The sequence below is a fragment of the Pseudomonas sp. FFUP_PS_473 genome (assembly GCF_002858665.1).
Lineage (GTDB): Bacteria > Pseudomonadota > Gammaproteobacteria > Pseudomonadales > Pseudomonadaceae > Aquipseudomonas > Aquipseudomonas defluvii.
In genome coordinates, this window is record NZ_PJQQ01000043.1 from 20,149 (window position 1) to 34,028 (window position 13,880).

The 13,880-nt window shown below is 55.1% G+C and carries 14 protein-coding genes; 1 reads left to right on the forward strand and 13 read right to left on the reverse strand.

Features of this window, described 5'->3' with window-relative positions:
* Positions 1–16 precede the first annotated feature (16 nt).
* The 13 genes from CYD26_RS21945 to CYD26_RS22025 form a co-directional block, all read right to left on the reverse strand.
* Positions 17–952 carry a hypothetical protein gene (locus CYD26_RS21945; RefSeq protein WP_102053651.1) on the reverse strand — a complete coding sequence of 312 codons (936 nt, stop codon included), beginning with the start codon at positions 950–952 and terminating at the stop codon, positions 17–19.
* Positions 945–2,291, reverse strand: coding sequence for a restriction endonuclease subunit S (locus CYD26_RS21950; protein ID WP_102053652.1), 1,347 nt, complete (start codon positions 2,289–2,291; stop codon positions 945–947). Before CYD26_RS21950 ends, CYD26_RS21945 begins: the two co-directional genes overlap by 8 nt.
* Positions 2,281–3,882 (reverse strand): class I SAM-dependent DNA methyltransferase, encoded by a 1,602-nt coding sequence (locus CYD26_RS21955; RefSeq protein ID WP_102053653.1) that lies wholly within the window; start codon positions 3,880–3,882, stop codon positions 2,281–2,283. Before CYD26_RS21955 ends, CYD26_RS21950 begins: the two co-directional genes overlap by 11 nt.
* Entirely contained in the window at positions 3,872–4,513 is a 642-nt protein-coding gene (locus tag CYD26_RS21960; RefSeq protein ID WP_003148687.1) for a recombinase family protein, read from the reverse strand. Before CYD26_RS21960 ends, CYD26_RS21955 begins: the two co-directional genes overlap by 11 nt.
* Positions 4,514–4,859: 346 nt before the next feature.
* On the reverse strand, positions 4,860–5,624 hold the full coding sequence (locus CYD26_RS21975; RefSeq protein ID WP_001389365.1) for an IS6-like element IS6100 family transposase: 765 nt from the start codon (positions 5,622–5,624) through the stop codon (positions 4,860–4,862).
* A gap of 506 nt (positions 5,625–6,130) precedes the next feature.
* On the reverse strand, positions 6,131–6,631 hold the full coding sequence (locus CYD26_RS21985; protein WP_000376623.1) for a GNAT family N-acetyltransferase: 501 nt from the start codon (positions 6,629–6,631) through the stop codon (positions 6,131–6,133).
* A gap of 127 nt (positions 6,632–6,758) precedes the next feature.
* Positions 6,759–7,598: a sulfonamide-resistant dihydropteroate synthase Sul1 gene (gene sul1 / locus CYD26_RS21995; protein WP_000259031.1), complete on the reverse strand. Its 840-nt coding sequence runs from the start codon at positions 7,596–7,598 to the stop codon at positions 6,759–6,761.
* Positions 7,592–7,939 (reverse strand): quaternary ammonium compound efflux SMR transporter QacE delta 1, encoded by a 348-nt coding sequence (locus CYD26_RS22000; protein WP_000679427.1) that lies wholly within the window; start codon positions 7,937–7,939, stop codon positions 7,592–7,594. The genes sul1 and CYD26_RS22000 overlap by 7 nt, the downstream gene beginning before the upstream one ends.
* A gap of 222 nt (positions 7,940–8,161) precedes the next feature.
* Positions 8,162–8,614: an NAD(+)--rifampin ADP-ribosyltransferase Arr-2 gene (locus CYD26_RS22005; protein WP_000237816.1), complete on the reverse strand. Its 453-nt coding sequence runs from the start codon at positions 8,612–8,614 to the stop codon at positions 8,162–8,164.
* 175 nt (positions 8,615–8,789) lie between these two features.
* On the reverse strand, positions 8,790–9,446 hold the full coding sequence (locus CYD26_RS22010) for a quinolone resistance pentapeptide repeat protein QnrVC1 (protein WP_000415714.1): 657 nt from the start codon (positions 9,444–9,446) through the stop codon (positions 8,790–8,792).
* A gap of 315 nt (positions 9,447–9,761) precedes the next feature.
* Positions 9,762–10,562, reverse strand: a complete 801-nt coding sequence (locus CYD26_RS22015; protein ID WP_063862394.1) for an OXA-10 family class D beta-lactamase OXA-246 — start codon at positions 10,560–10,562, stop codon at positions 9,762–9,764.
* Between the two features lie 103 nt (positions 10,563–10,665).
* Positions 10,666–11,925 (reverse strand): chloramphenicol efflux MFS transporter CmlA8, encoded by a 1,260-nt coding sequence (locus tag CYD26_RS22020; RefSeq protein ID WP_032492104.1) that lies wholly within the window; start codon positions 11,923–11,925, stop codon positions 10,666–10,668.
* A 272-nt stretch (positions 11,926–12,197) separates the two neighbouring features.
* Positions 12,198–12,536 carry a DUF6678 family protein gene (locus CYD26_RS22025; protein ID WP_212633298.1) on the reverse strand — a complete coding sequence of 113 codons (339 nt, stop codon included), beginning with the start codon at positions 12,534–12,536 and terminating at the stop codon, positions 12,198–12,200.
* Between the two features lie 148 nt (positions 12,537–12,684).
* Here CYD26_RS22025 and intI1 point away from each other — a divergent pair, with 148 nt between their 5' ends.
* Complete coding sequence (gene intI1 / locus CYD26_RS22030) at positions 12,685–13,698, forward strand: class 1 integron integrase IntI1 (protein WP_000845048.1); 1,014 nt, start codon at positions 12,685–12,687, stop codon at positions 13,696–13,698.
* Positions 13,699–13,880 lie beyond the last annotated feature (182 nt).

Below are 13,880 nucleotides of genomic sequence, written 5' to 3' on the forward strand. Positions count from 1 at the left end.
TGGTTGCAGGATCACCCTAGGAAAACAATTCGCCTTGCCCAGAGGCTCGCAGAGCGCCCTGGCTGGCGGCCTCATGAAGAATGCCTTCGACCAGATCGCTCAGCAGCAGGTCGGTATCCAGGTACTGCTCAAGAAGCTGGATGTGCTCCGGCGTGTTTTGGTCCCCGATGCGGTCATGCAGCCAGTCATCGCCGTCCTGCTTGCTCAGCAGGAGTGCCAGGCGCTCTTCTGCGCTTAGCTCCGCCAGCGCTTCCTCGACCTTGGCCCGCACATCGGCAGTGACCTGCTCCGCGAACATGAAACCTGTGTCGAGTGCACAGATTTCCGCCCAGTAGGAATCGCAGCCGTCAATGAAGCCAAAGGGCGGCATTCCGCTCAACTTCTGAATCGAGGCCTCGATGACCTTGCGATCCAGCGTGGGCAGCAGCAGCCCGGCAAAGGCATTACCCATGTCGAGCAGCAGCTTGACGGCAGTCTTGTGCTCATCCAGCTCAGCCTCCAGCTCATCCGCTGCGCTGTAAGCCTCCAGCAGCGGCAGGGCCGACTCATTGACCAGTCGCAACGACATGGCCACGGACGGCTCCAGGCAGGCCTGCACGGCCCATTCAAGCATCGCGGGGCTGAGGCCTGGGTCTGGGTCAATCGCTGATCTCACGCTGCGTGGCATCGTCACCGCCTCGAAGAGATTCAGTGCCGTGCGCTGTACAGGCTGCATGCTTGCGAACGGTGGCTCGCCGCCACATTCGCGGAGATCCAGCTCAGTGCTCAGCACCCGGACCAGGCCATCGTCGGCAATGCTGATCGAGGCGATCCCCGGCTTGAGCAGGCCGGCAAGCCTGCCCTTGAGCAGCGGCAGGATATCGACGCCCGGCCGACGAGCCAGCTCCACGAGCAGATCGCCCTCGTGAAGCAGCACGTCAGTTTCCACAGCATGGAGAGGGTAGTCATGCATGCACAGCACTCCCGACAATGGACTCGGCTTCGGGAAGACGAATCTCGCCGGAAATCAGCTTGGGCAGCAGGGTGTCGCGGATCTCTGCCAGCAAATTAATCTGACGATCATTTGCCGCAATGCTTTCAAAAATCGGACTTACTATCTTGGTAAACTCTGCCAGAACTTCTACGGAAGGCAGCAAGGCAGGAAGCGGACGGAATGCCTTCTTGCTTATCTCCATAAATGTTGACCCGTTTGCATGGCTTTTGATTAATTCCATGTTTTGTCTGCACCAGTGCAGCAGGTAGAGTGGCGATAGTTTGCCGCCGGGTGGAATTGCTATGTACCCCTGATTTACTGCAACATCAATAGATGAAATAGCAAGATATCCAATCGGCGCCCTAGATGACATAAGCAGCGTCCCGGCCGGAAGAAGTCCAGAGCTGATTTTTAGAACACCTTTCGAGGAAACCATCTTCTCCGTCTTGTGAAGAATAGGTGACTGCAAACCTGATAAGTCCTTAGGGGTGGTCCAGGCAAATTCTGCAGGCTCCCAGAACTCACCATTCTTTGTGCTAGGAGTTGCTCCTCCAACACACTTGACCAATTCCCCAATAGGAAAAACACTCCATCCCGCTGGCACATCTCCAAGTTCAGAGTCCTCGAAGCTATCCGGGAAAAGCGCTGCCGTAGCTCCGTCCATACGCTCCGGCTGGCGACCTTCCGCCTTGGCACGCACGGGGTCGAAATCGACGAACCACGACTTGAAGATGGCTTGGGCCATGACCTCCAGGGTGGCGTTGGTTTCGCGCAGGATGGCAATGCAATCATCCAGCGAGCCAAGAATCTCTCCGATTCTGAGCTGAGCGTTCAATGGAGGAAGCATGATGGGGACTGAAGCAAGTATGCCTGTATTCAAGTTTGGCATCGTCGCGCCCACCGCATGGCGAACTAACCACTCCTTTGTTCCAGGAGAGCGCAGGTGGTAAGAGATGAATCGTTCATCCGCGATGCGCCTCTCGCCAACCCTAACTTTTAGGCACCCAGTACCGCATAACCAGCCCACTTCATGTGGCTGAATTAGTGCATTTTTAGTCACATCACCACGACGACTGAAGACAATATCACCCAAGCGGAGCTTGTGCTGAGAAAGCCTTTCAACGTCTGAGTCATCAACCCTGGCAATTCCGATCTCACTAATTCCGCCATCACCAATATTGGTAGGCATAACGACAGGCACGCCATGCTCTTTATAATCTGAGGTGTGGAGCTGACTACCGAAAGGACCAGTCTGAATTGCTCCCCCCTGAGCGTTACAGATCGCACCAAGGGTTGTGGATTGCCACTCAGAACTCATAGCCCATCCCCTTCAGCCGTTGCAGGATCACCTGCTCAATCGCGTTACGCTCAGCAATCTGAGAAACAAGCTGCTCGGTCAGACGGTCCATCTTCTCACCGAAAGGCTCGTCATCACCTTCCACCTCCTCGGCACCGACATAACGGCCCGGCGTCAGCAAGAAGCCATGCTTTTGCACATCTTCATAGCTGGCCGAGTAGCAGAAGCCCGGCACATCCTCGTAGGGCTCCCCATCGCTGAACACAGTATTCCGCCAGCGGTGGTAGGTCTGTGCGATGCGCGTCATGTCAGCGTCAGTGAACTCGACCTGGGTACGCGAGATGCGGCTGGAGGCTGCCTTGCGAGCGTCGATGAAGAGAATCTGGTTGCTGCGATCGGTCTTGCCGTTCGGGCCTATACGCTTGTCCTTGGAGAGGAACCATAGGCACGCGGGAATCTGGGTGTTGGAGAACAGCTGCCCTGGCAGGGCGACCATGCACTCCACTACATCCTTGATGATCATGTCCTGGCGAATCTCGCTCTCGGCGGACTGCTGCGAAGACATCGAGCCATTCGCCAGCACGACGCCCGCGCGACCGCGACTGGAGAGGCGGGCCAGCATGTGTTGCAACCAGGCGTAGTTGGCATTGCCCTTGGGCGGAATGCCATGCACCCAGCGCGGGTCGTCTTGCAGCTTCTCGGACTCCCAATCTGAGATGTTGAACGGCGGGTTGGCCAGGATGTAGTCGGCACGCAGCGTCTTGTGCTGATCGTTGGTGAATGTCGAGCCGTAAGTCTGGCCAATGTTGCCTTCCAGGCCATGCACAGCCAGGTTCATCAGGCACAGGCGGCGGGTTTCGGCCATCTTCTCCTGACCATAGATCGGCAGGTCACCCGTGGAGCCCAGTTGCTTGGCGTGGGCATCCTTGAACTTGGCCGACTGCACGAACATCCCACCTGAGCCGCAGGCCGGGTCGTAGATGGTGCCCTTGAACGGCGCGAGGATTTCCACCAGCAGGGTGACCAGGCTCTTGGGCGTGTAGAACTCGCCGGCACGGGCACCCTCGTTCAAGGCGAACTGGCCAAGGAAGTATTCGTAGACCTCGCCGAACACATCCCGGCTGCCGTGCTGCTTGGGGTCGAACTTCAGCTTGGCGATCAGCTGGAACAGCTCGCCGAGCTTGCCAGGCTCCAGCTCCAGCCGTGAGAACTCGCGGTACAGCACGCCTTTAAGGCTGGGGTTCTCCGCCTCGATCAGCGCCATGGCCTTGTCGAGTTGCTGCGCGAAATCGGCTGCCGCCGCTTTCTCCAGCAGCTTGCTGAACTTGGCCTCCGCCGGCACCCAGAACACGTTGTCCTGAGTGAAGAAGGTCTTGTCCTCGATGAAGACGGCAGCGCTCTCGGCGCGCAGCTCCTCGTCCTCGATGTACAGCTCCGATGACGGGTCGGCCAGGCGCTCCCGGATCACCCCAGCCTGAGCGTCGTACAGGTCGGACACATACTTGAGGAATACCAAGCCCAGCACGGGGTACTTGTATTCAGCCGCCGACACCGAGCCGCGCAGCTTGTTGGCTGTATCCCACAGCGTCTTCTTGAACTCTTCACTGGTCATCAGCTTGATCCTTTGCCTTGCTTCTGCGTTTCGTGGTTTTCCCTGCTGCGCCGCTGTCGGTGCCAGGAAGTCCGCTGTAGCCATCACGGGCCAGGGCGGCATTGAGGGTGACGCGAGAGACGCCAAAGTGGCTGGCAACCTCGGTCTTGGTAATCAACGGGTCTGCCAGCATGGCAGCGGCCTTGCGGACATCGGTCGGGGAGAGGGACGGCTTTCTGCCTCCCTTGCGTCCCCTGGCTCGGGCTGCTGCCAGTCCGGCCTTGGTGCGCTCCTGAATCAGCGCATGCTCGAACTCGGCCAGAGCGCCGAACAGGTGGAATACCAGCCGGCCGCCTGCGCTCGTCGTGTCTATCGACTCGGTGAGAGAGCGGAAGCCGATCTCGCGCTTGTCGAGGTCATGGATGATCTCGACCAAATCCTTGAGCGACCGGGCTAGCCGGTCGAGCTTCCAGACCACCAGGGTGTCGCCCTTGCGCATGGATCGCAGACAGGCGGTCAGCTCGACACGCTCGCGCAGCTTGCCGGTGGCCTTCTCATGGAACACCTGCTCACAGCCGGCCACTCCGAGCGCATCCAGCTGGAGCTGCGGATTCTGGTCTTGAGTGCTGACTCGTGCGTAGCCAATGATCATAAAACGTACCTTATGTGTACGTTGATTGTTTTACGTCATTTCTTACGCTTGAGCAAGCCGATCCGGGGTGGTTTTGAGGTGATGCCGAGGGCGTAAAGAAAACGGTGGTTTTGCAGACAAGTGCAGGGCCGCATCTTTTCTGTCATTTTCAGAAGACGACTGCACCAGTTGATTGGGCGTAATGGCTGTTGTGCAGCCAGCTCCTGACAGTTCAATATCAGAAGTGATCTGCACCAATCTCGACTATGCTCAATACTCGTGTGCACCAAAGCGAGGTGAGCATGGCGACGGAGGCTCTGTTGCAAAGATTGGCGGCAGTCAGAGGTAGGCTGTCGCTCTGCGCCGATCAGGCGGCTGCTGCGAAATGGTGGTTGAGCATGCCCATGGCCTCCGTCAGCGCCGAGGGCCCAATGCCAAAAGCTCTCTCCACAAGGCGCACCTCGCCCCTGATGCCGGGCTGCAGGCACCAGGGGCGAGCCTGTCCTTTGCGCAGGGCTCGCATGACTTCGAATCCCTTGATCGTGGCATAGGCCGTGGGGATCGATTTGAAACCGCGCACCGGCTTGATCAGTATCTTGAGCTTTCCGTGATCGGCCTCGATCACGTTATTGAGATACTTCACCTGCCGGTGGGCCGTCTCCCGGTCCAGCTTTCCTTCGCGCTTCAATTCGGTGATCGCTGCACCATAGCTCGGCGCTTTGTCGGTATTGAGCGTGGCAGGCTTTTCCCAGTGCTTCAGGCCTCGCAGGGCCTTGCCCAGGAACCGCTTCGCTGCCTTGGCGCTGCGGGTCGGCGACAGGTAGAAATCGATCGTGTCGCCCCGCTTGTCGACTGCCCGGTACAGGTAGGTCCACTTGCCCCGCACCTTGACGTAGGTTTCATCCAGGCGCCAGCTCGGATCAAAGCCACGCCGCCAGAACCAGCGCAGCCGCTTCTCCATCTCCGGGGCGTAGCACTGGACCCAGCGATAGATCGTCGTATGGTCGACCGAAATGCCGCGTTCCGCCAGCATTTCCTCAAGGTCGCGATAGCTGATCGGATAGCGACAATACCAGCGCACCGCCCACAGGATCACATCACCCTGGAAATGGCGCCACTTGAAATCCGTCATCGTTCCGTCCGTCCAATCTCCGCCAAGCATGCTCAAGCTTCACGATTTTTGCAACAGAGCCCACACGAGTATTGAGCATAGTCGAGATTGGTGCAGATCACTTCTGATATTGAACTGTCAGGAGCTGGCTGCACAACAGCCATTACGCCCAATCAACTGGTGCAGTCGTCTTCTGAAAATGACATTTGGTATCTCTCATAAACGGATGTTTTTGAGAGAACTATCTTCGGCCTTCACACGCACGAAAGGCGGCGAAGCTCCGCCGTTAATCCGTCCGCCGGAGATCTCGCCCAGGCAGGCTGAAGGCCGAGCAAGCCTGACAGGCCCGAAAAGCCCGGCACGGGCGTCGGCGGCGATGACGGCGGCGGCATTATCCAGGGTTGATGATGGAAGTGGAGGATATCGACAACCTCTCGCGCAACCAAGACATCGCGGTCGGACTGCAAGTGATCTTGAAGCCACGGGCCCGTCCCACCCCGACATGGACCTCGATGCCCGAACGGACGTTAGATTTCGAGTTCTAGGCGTTCTGCGATGAAGGTTGGATCCCAGCCGGGATTGAAAGTGTCGACGTGGGTGAATCCGAGCCGCTCGTATAGGCCACGCAGGTTCGGGTGGCAGTCGAGCCGCAGCTTGGCGCACCCCTGCGTTCGCGCGGCATGGCGGCAAGCCTCGATCAGCGCGGAGCTGACACCCCGGCCCGCATGTGTCCGTCGCACCGCGAGCTTGTGCAGATATGCGGCCTCCCCCTTGAGGGCGTCGGGCCAGAACTCGGGATCCTCGGCCGACAAGGTGCAACAGCCGACGATGCCGTCGCTGCAACTCGCGACTAGGAGCTCGGATCTCAGGACGAAGGTCTCCGCGAATGTCCGGTCGATCCGCGCGACGTCCCAGGCGGGCGTTCCCTTGGCGGACATCCACGCCGCAGCGTCGTGCATCAGCCGCACAACCTCGTCGATATCACCCGAGCAGGCGACCCGAACGTTCGGAGGCTCCTCGCTGTCCATTCGCTCCCCTGGCGCGGTATGAACCGCCGCCTCATAGTGCAGTTTGATCCTGACGAGCCCAGCATGTCTGCGCCCACCTTCGCGGAACCTGACCAGGGTCCGCTAGCGGGCGGCCGGAAGGTGAATGCTAGGCATGATCTAACCCTCGGTCTCTGGCGTCGCGACTGCGAAATTTCGCGAGGGTTTCCGAGAAGGTGATTGCGCTTCGCAGATCTCCAGGCGCGTGGGTGCGGACGTAGTCAGCGCCATTGCCGATCGCGTGAAGTTCCGCCGCAAGGCTCGCTGGACCCAGATCCTTTACAGGAAGGCCAACGGTGGCGCCCAAGAAGGATTTCCGCGACACCGAGACCAATAGCGGAAGCCCCAACGCCGACTTCAGCTTTTGAAGGTTCGACAGCACGTGCAGCGATGTTTCCGGTGCGGGGCTCAAGAAAAATCCCATCCCCGGATCGAGGATGAGCCGGTCGGCAGCGACCCCGCTCCGTCGCAAGGCGGAAACCCGCGCCTCGAAGAACCGCACAATCTCGTCGAGCGCGTCTTCGGGTCGAAGGTGACCGGTGCGGGTGGCGATGCCATCCCGCTGCGCTGAGTGCATAACCACCAGCCTGCAGTCCGCCTCAGCAATATCGGGATAGAGCGCAGGGTCAGGAAATCCTTGGATATCGTTCAGGTAGCCCACGCCGCGCTTGAGCGCATAGCGCTGGGTTTCCGGTTGGAAGCTGTCGATTGAAACACGGTGCATCTGATCGGACAGGGCGTCTAAGAGCGGCGCAATACGTCTGATCTCATCGGCCGGCGATACAGGCCTCGCGTCCGGATGGCTGGCGGCCGGTCCGACATCCACGACGTCTGATCCGACTCGCAGCATTTCGATCGCCGCGGTGACAGCGCCGGCGGGGTCTAGCCGCCGGCTCTCATCGAAGAAGGAGTCCTCGGTGAGATTCAGAATGCCGAACACCGTCACCATGGCGTCGGCCTCCGCAGCGACTTCCACGATGGGGATCGGGCGAGCAAAAAGGCAGCAATTATGAGCCCCATACCTACAAAGCCCCACGCATCAAGCTTTTGCCCATGAAGCAACCAGGCAATGGCTGTAATTATGACGACGCCGAGTCCCGACCAGACTGCATAAGCAACACCGACAGGGATGGATTTCAGAACCAGAGAAAGAAAATAAAATGCGATGCCATAACCGATTATGACAACGGCGGAAGGGGCAAGCTTAGTAAAGCCCTCGCTAGATTTTAATGCGGATGTTGCGATTACTTCGCCAACTATTGCGATAACAAGAAAAAGCCAGCCTTTCATGATATATCTCCCAATTTGTGTAGGGCTTATTATGCACGCTTAAAAATAATAAAAGCAGACTTGACCTGATAGTTTGGCTGTGAGCAATTATGTGCTTAGTGCATCTAACGCCGCCATAAACGGCGACAGGGTGGCGCGCCTATTGCGCATAAAATGGCGAAGCCATGCGCAACAGGCGCGGAATCTCTGGCGTCCGGTTTGATGGCTTTGTTATGCAAAGGACTAGTCTTCAATGACGTGTAAACCACGGCGCTTTAAGTCCTCTAACGAATCCAACATTCCCCTTATTAATTCAACAGGATGCCCCTCCCAGTCTTCAACAACGCCAACAATTCTCAAGGGTTCGCAGGTTCTATAGGACTGTGTTGGATTACCGGGAAATTTTTTGTTCGTAAGATTCGGATCGTCTTCGAACGGTCCTGTTGGCTCAACTATGTATATGTAGCCGCGACCCTCGAGGCCAGACAGTGACATAGCAAGTTCAGCTCCCCAAACTGCTGGCTCCATCAAGGCTGAAAAGTAGATGTGCTTAAGAATACGACCGTCCTCGAAATGAGAGATGAACCCTGTGGTTAGCAAGTCACCAATCGCCAAATTGGCTTTGGTTCCATGATAGAACGGTCCTTGCACCTGCTTGTAATTATCATGAGAGATGGGAATCCAATCTTTTACCATTTTAAGACCCTTAATTGTTGGGATTTGGCTGCATAACGCCCGCTTAAGTGGTGAGCAACGCTACCACAACACTCAATTATTACACCGTAAATACAAAAGCCAATTCAAACTAAAACCGCCAAACGTTGCGAATCCGTCTTAAAGCGTTTGTTATGTGCGTAGCCGAATCTTGCGCTTAGTCAGGAACAATGATTACCCCTAATTGCTCCAGTAACTGTTCCTGTTGCCACGAGCATATTTTTACACCCGTAAGATCAATCTTTCGAGGATCTAAACCATAAAGCTCTGAATGGCTTAAATCACAGCCTTGTACTCTAAACTGTTCCCAGCAGTCTTCCGAAAAAACACCACGGCTTAAATCTGATTCTTTAAATGAAGCGCCTCGAAGATTTGCACCAATCCATCTATTTTCGAACAGGTCACATTTTTCAATAAGCTGCTGCTCAAAATTGGCATAGGATAAGTTACAACCTGTTATGTATGCAGAACAAAAGTACATTTTATTCGAAACCTGATTTACAAAACTAACTTGACTAAAATTTGCTCCTTTAAGATCACAATCTCTCAGTTCAATACCAAAGCAATTTGCCCCCTTAAAATGGGACATTGAAAGCTGACAGTTTTTAAATGAAGCATCTCGAAGATCAGCATAAGAAAAATCGCACCCTTCCAATGCCCCCTGCTCTATGAAAGTACAGTTAATGAACTGTGTATCTCGGAGGTTTGAGCGCTTAAAATTACAATGTATAAAAGTACAATTGCTAAAGATATGTTCTTGCAAGTCCTGATGTGAGAAGTTCACTTGATTATATAATTGCTTTGATTTTTCCATGCTGTGGCTCCAAAAAACATTTGATTTGAAGACTATCATTTACCTGAAAGTTCTCAACAAAAACAAAACCAATAAAAACAGAAACTTAAAACACCCCGTTTTAGCCAAAATAAGGCATCAAAACGGCATTTTAAAGGTGGCTAATTCGAAACGACCGATGCGGCCAGCCAGAAGAAAGTTTCAGTGAATCTGGCTTGTTTTAGAGAAAGCACATAACGTTGGAGCTAAGGGGCAGGCACAGGCGGCGCATAAAATGCGAAGCATGCGCCGACTGGGACTGTCCAGCGACCGCAGGGAGCGACCTTGAGCGACTTGTTAGCCACCAATGATGCCCTCACTTTCCATGATTTTGGTGGGAATGGATTTTCTTAGCGGCAACTTACTTTCGTTGTCTATATCCATGTTAAAGGCGAAAAAGTAAACCTCTGTCTCCTTCTCAACCCACCCAACCCACCATGCGACACCAGGATTTGACTCAGTTCCCACACCAGAAAAACCAGTTTTTGAATGCACTAGATATTCAGGTGCCGCCTCCGTTACCAAAGCCTCTTTTACTATTAGCTGGTTTTCTTTAGATGCTGACAATTTATTTAAATATAGAGACTCTAGAAACTCCACTTGATTAACTGCGGAAATTCTAAGCTGGCCTTCCAACCAGAATTTGTCAATGCCACCACTGATATTCTGGTTGCCATAGGAAAAGTTTTTAAGGTATTTCTGCATTCTTACTTCGCCAACTTCTCTGGCGATTTGTTGAAATACGGGAACAGCTGAAACTTGTATTGCCCCTCTTAAGGTCAAGTCTCTTTCCCATTGCTTCATGGCTCTTGGCTTTCCGTCCCATTTGAAAACCTGATGCTCATTCTTTATGACACCAGTTTCTAGGCCGATAATTGCGTTGGGGATCTTAAATGTTGATGCTGGAAGATATTCCTTTGATGCACGAGCTAAGTCATTGGTAGCGCAGGATTTACTGCTACTTTTACAAAGCACGAAGACACCATTGACGGCTTCGGCAGAGAACTCTTTGTTCCAAGACGTATTTTCTGTAATTGAACCAGCTAATGCCGTACTCGAAAGACACGCGATAATTACATATGCGGCAAATGTTTTCATGGCACCTTCTTGGTGGCTAACGCCTGAGCTCAGCCGACCGAAACCGCGTAGCGGTTTTAGGTCGGCTGCAGCGATTTGTTGGGCGATAGCTTGCCACATTCTTTCAGCGATTGGGATTTGACGTACTTTCCGCATTTTGTAGCGCGACCACATCATGCTCCCTCTGGCCGCGAAAGCCCTTCGCTCGGGAAACACAAGACAGACCAAGCACGACTGTTGCAAGGGTCAAACAGTACACGACAACCGGCCAAGCCGTGTTGCGCGGCAACAGCCAAATGATCAACGTTCCGATGCTTCCTAGCAGTACACCGCCCAAGCAGAAGTAGACTGCCGTGACCGTTCCGGCAACGTGGTCGAATCCTCGAAGAGCGCCATTGGGCGCCACAGATACCGCTGTGGCGACACCAACACCCACTAGCCACATTGGAGCAATAAAGCCCAACACGGACTGCGAAACCCATATTTCGGTGATGGCAAGCAATACTGCTCCCGCTATCAGGCATCCCATTCCCATTCGCAAGACACTTGGACTTCCCCACTTGGGTATCACTCGCCCCATAAAACGAGCCGTAAACACCATGGCGATTGCCACTGTGGCGAACAGCAGGCTGAAGTCAAGCTGAGACACACCTTGCCTGCCCATCATTAGCCCGGGCGCAATGGAGAAAAAGACGAAAAAGCTACCCATTCCAGCGGTGTAACACAACGTGTACAACCAGAAGTTCAGGCACTTAATGGGGAGTAGCAGCTGCGACCATTGCAAGCCCGCAACTCGTTGCACCCGGGTTTCAGGCCAGAATCGCCACGCTGCTGCAGATGCAGCGATCATGCCCAAACCTAGAAACGCAAAGATAGCCCGCCACCCAAGCCACGTGTCGACGAGTGCTCCCAGCAATGGGCCTATCGCCGGGACCATGGCCAGCATGGACCCGAGTATGCCGTAAATGACGTTACTTTCCTCACGACCTGCGTAAATGTCACGTACTGTTGCAAACGTGGAAACAAGGCACGCCGAGGCACCACAAGCCTGAAGAATCCGAAGCCCCAGAAAGACTTCAGCCGACGACGTAAGAGCGAGGCCCATTGACGCCACAACGTAGGCGAGGCCACCCCCCAATAGAACGGGGCGGCGACCTAGTCGGTCCGATAGTGGTCCAAACAAGAGCTGACCGGCACCGATCATGACCAAGTACGTTGTCAGCGTAAGCTGAATTGTACTCGTTGTCGTGCCAAGTGCGTTTGGCATGAAGGGCACTGCCGGCAAGTACATATCCATGCCGAGTGATGCCAGTAAATCGAACGGTGATAACAACAACACCGTGGCGGCAAGGGAGTACCGCCAACTAAAGTTCTTTGAGCGCACGAAACCATCTCCTTGAACGAAGGATTTGGCGGCGCTCTCGCAGAGCACAAAGATTCATGAGAACGCCGCAACAACCGATAAATGAAGGTTGCTGCGGCTTACTTGTCTGCGTTCTTTGAAGTGTTCATCTGCTGACTATCTCATGATTGAATTTGAATCGTAACAACTTTCAAGTAGCTCTGCGAGGAACCTTATTGTGCGCCCAACATGTAGCTAAGGGGCGCGCCGAAGGCGCGTCCCAGCGACCAAAGGGAGCGAACTTGAGCGTAGGGTTAGAGCTTTGCATACTCAATTTGCTGGCCTGGTTGGATATAGCCATACACACGAAACCCATCTGAGATTTCTTCTGTTGGTACATGGACTCTGTCGAGCACAGAGAGCACGCTATGCCTTTGTTCATTTGATTCGGTACGAATTTCAACCCATTCGGTAAGTTCGTACCCTCCTTCTCGAAAGTGGTAGTACCACTCACGATCCCACGGGGTGACGAATCCGTTTTCCCAGCACTTTGTGCGCCACGCGGGTGCTGGTTCAAGTTCATACATAGCCAAGCGCAATTCATCCCACTTCGTGTTGTTCATCACAGGAATAAGGTGGGGCGGAGTTTTCATGATTGGCTCTAACTTTGTTTTAGGGCGACTGCCCTGCTGCGTAACATCGTTGCTGCTCCATAACATCAAACATCGACCCACGGCGTAACGCGCTTGCTGCTTGGATGCCCGAGGCATAGACTGTACAAAAAAACAGTCATAACAAGCCATGAAAACCGCCACTGCGCCGTTACCACCGCTGCGTTCGGTCAAGGTTCTGGACCAGTTGCGTGAGCGCATACGCTACTTGCATTACAGCTTACGAACCGAACAGGCTTATGTCCACTGGGTTCGTGCCTTCATCCGTTTCCACGGTGTGCGTCACCCGGCAACCTTGGGCAGCAGCGAAGTCGAGGCATTTCTGTCCTGGCTGGCGAACGAGCGCAAGGTTTCGGTCTCCACGCATCGTCAGGCATTGGCGGCCTTGCTGTTCTTCTACGGCAAGGTGCTGTGCACGGATCTGCCCTGGCTTCAGGAGATCGGAAGACCTCGGCCGTCGCGGCGCTTGCCGGTGGTGCTGACCCCGGATGAAGTGGTTCGCATCCTCGGTTTTCTGGAAGGCGAGCATCGTTTGTTCGCCCAGCTTCTGTATGGAACGGGCATGCGGATCAGTGAGGGTTTGCAACTGCGGGTCAAGGATCTGGATTTCGATCACGGCACGATCATCGTGCGGGAGGGCAAGGGCTCCAAGGATCGGGCCTTGATGTTACCCGAGAGCTTGGCACCCAGCCTGCGCGAGCAGCTGTCGCGTGCACGGGCATGGTGGCTGAAGGACCAGGCCGAGGGCCGCAGCGGCGTTGCGCTTCCCGACGCCCTTGAGCGGAAGTATCCGCGCGCCGGGCATTCCTGGCCGTGGTTCTGGGTTTTTGCGCAGCACACGCATTCGACCGATCCACGGAGCGGTGTCGTGCGTCGCCATCACATGTATGACCAGACCTTTCAGCGCGCCTTCAAACGTGCCGTAGAACAAGCAGGCATCACGAAGCCCGCCACACCGCACACCCTCCGCCACTCGTTCGCGACGGCCTTGCTCCGCAGCGGTTACGACATTCGAACCGTGCAGGATCTGCTCGGCCATTCCGACGTCTCTACGACGATGATTTACACGCATGTGCTGAAAGTTGGCGGTGCCGGAGTGCGCTCACCGCTTGATGCGCTGCCGCCCCTCACTAGTGAGAGGTAGGGCAGCGCAAGTCAATCCTGGCGGATTCACTACCCCTGCGCGAAGGCCATCGGTGCCGCATCGAACGGCCGGTTGCGGAAAGTCCTCCCTGCGTCCGCTGATGGCCGATTCTGTTGAAAAAGTAGCTTCAGCGGCAGCCTGCCGATCAGGTGTGCCTGCTGTCGAAGTGGCTGCAAGCCACT

What these genes read in the sequence shown, in the direction of transcription:
- CYD26_RS21945 (WP_102053651.1), bottom strand. Translation starts at nt 952, where the DNA reads ATGCATGACTACCCTCTCCATGCTGTGGAAACTGACGTGCTGCTTCAC.
- CYD26_RS21950 (WP_102053652.1), bottom strand. Translation starts at nt 2,291, where the DNA reads ATGAGTTCTGAGTGGCAATCCACAACCCTTGGTGCGATCTGTAACGCT.
- CYD26_RS21955 (WP_102053653.1), bottom strand. Translation starts at nt 3,882, where the DNA reads ATGACCAGTGAAGAGTTCAAGAAGACGCTGTGGGATACAGCCAACAAG.
- CYD26_RS21960 (WP_003148687.1), bottom strand. Translation starts at nt 4,513, where the DNA reads ATGATCATTGGCTACGCACGAGTCAGCACTCAAGACCAGAATCCGCAG.
- CYD26_RS21975 (WP_001389365.1), bottom strand. Translation starts at nt 5,624, where the DNA reads ATGACGGATTTCAAGTGGCGCCATTTCCAGGGTGATGTGATCCTGTGG.
- CYD26_RS21985 (WP_000376623.1), bottom strand. Translation starts at nt 6,631, where the DNA reads ATGGACAGCGAGGAGCCTCCGAACGTTCGGGTCGCCTGCTCGGGTGAT.
- sul1 (WP_000259031.1), bottom strand. Translation starts at nt 7,598, where the DNA reads ATGGTGACGGTGTTCGGCATTCTGAATCTCACCGAGGACTCCTTCTTC.
- CYD26_RS22000 (WP_000679427.1), bottom strand. Translation starts at nt 7,939, where the DNA reads ATGAAAGGCTGGCTTTTTCTTGTTATCGCAATAGTTGGCGAAGTAATC.
- CYD26_RS22005 (WP_000237816.1), bottom strand. Translation starts at nt 8,614, where the DNA reads ATGGTAAAAGATTGGATTCCCATCTCTCATGATAATTACAAGCAGGTG.
- CYD26_RS22010 (WP_000415714.1), bottom strand. Translation starts at nt 9,446, where the DNA reads ATGGAAAAATCAAAGCAATTATATAATCAAGTGAACTTCTCACATCAG.
- CYD26_RS22015 (WP_063862394.1), bottom strand. Translation starts at nt 10,562, where the DNA reads ATGAAAACATTTGCCGCATATGTAATTATCGCGTGTCTTTCGAGTACG.
- CYD26_RS22025 (WP_212633298.1), bottom strand. Translation starts at nt 12,536, where the DNA reads ATGAAAACTCCGCCCCACCTTATTCCTGTGATGAACAACACGAAGTGG.
- intI1 (WP_000845048.1), top strand. Translation starts at nt 12,685, where the DNA reads ATGAAAACCGCCACTGCGCCGTTACCACCGCTGCGTTCGGTCAAGGTT.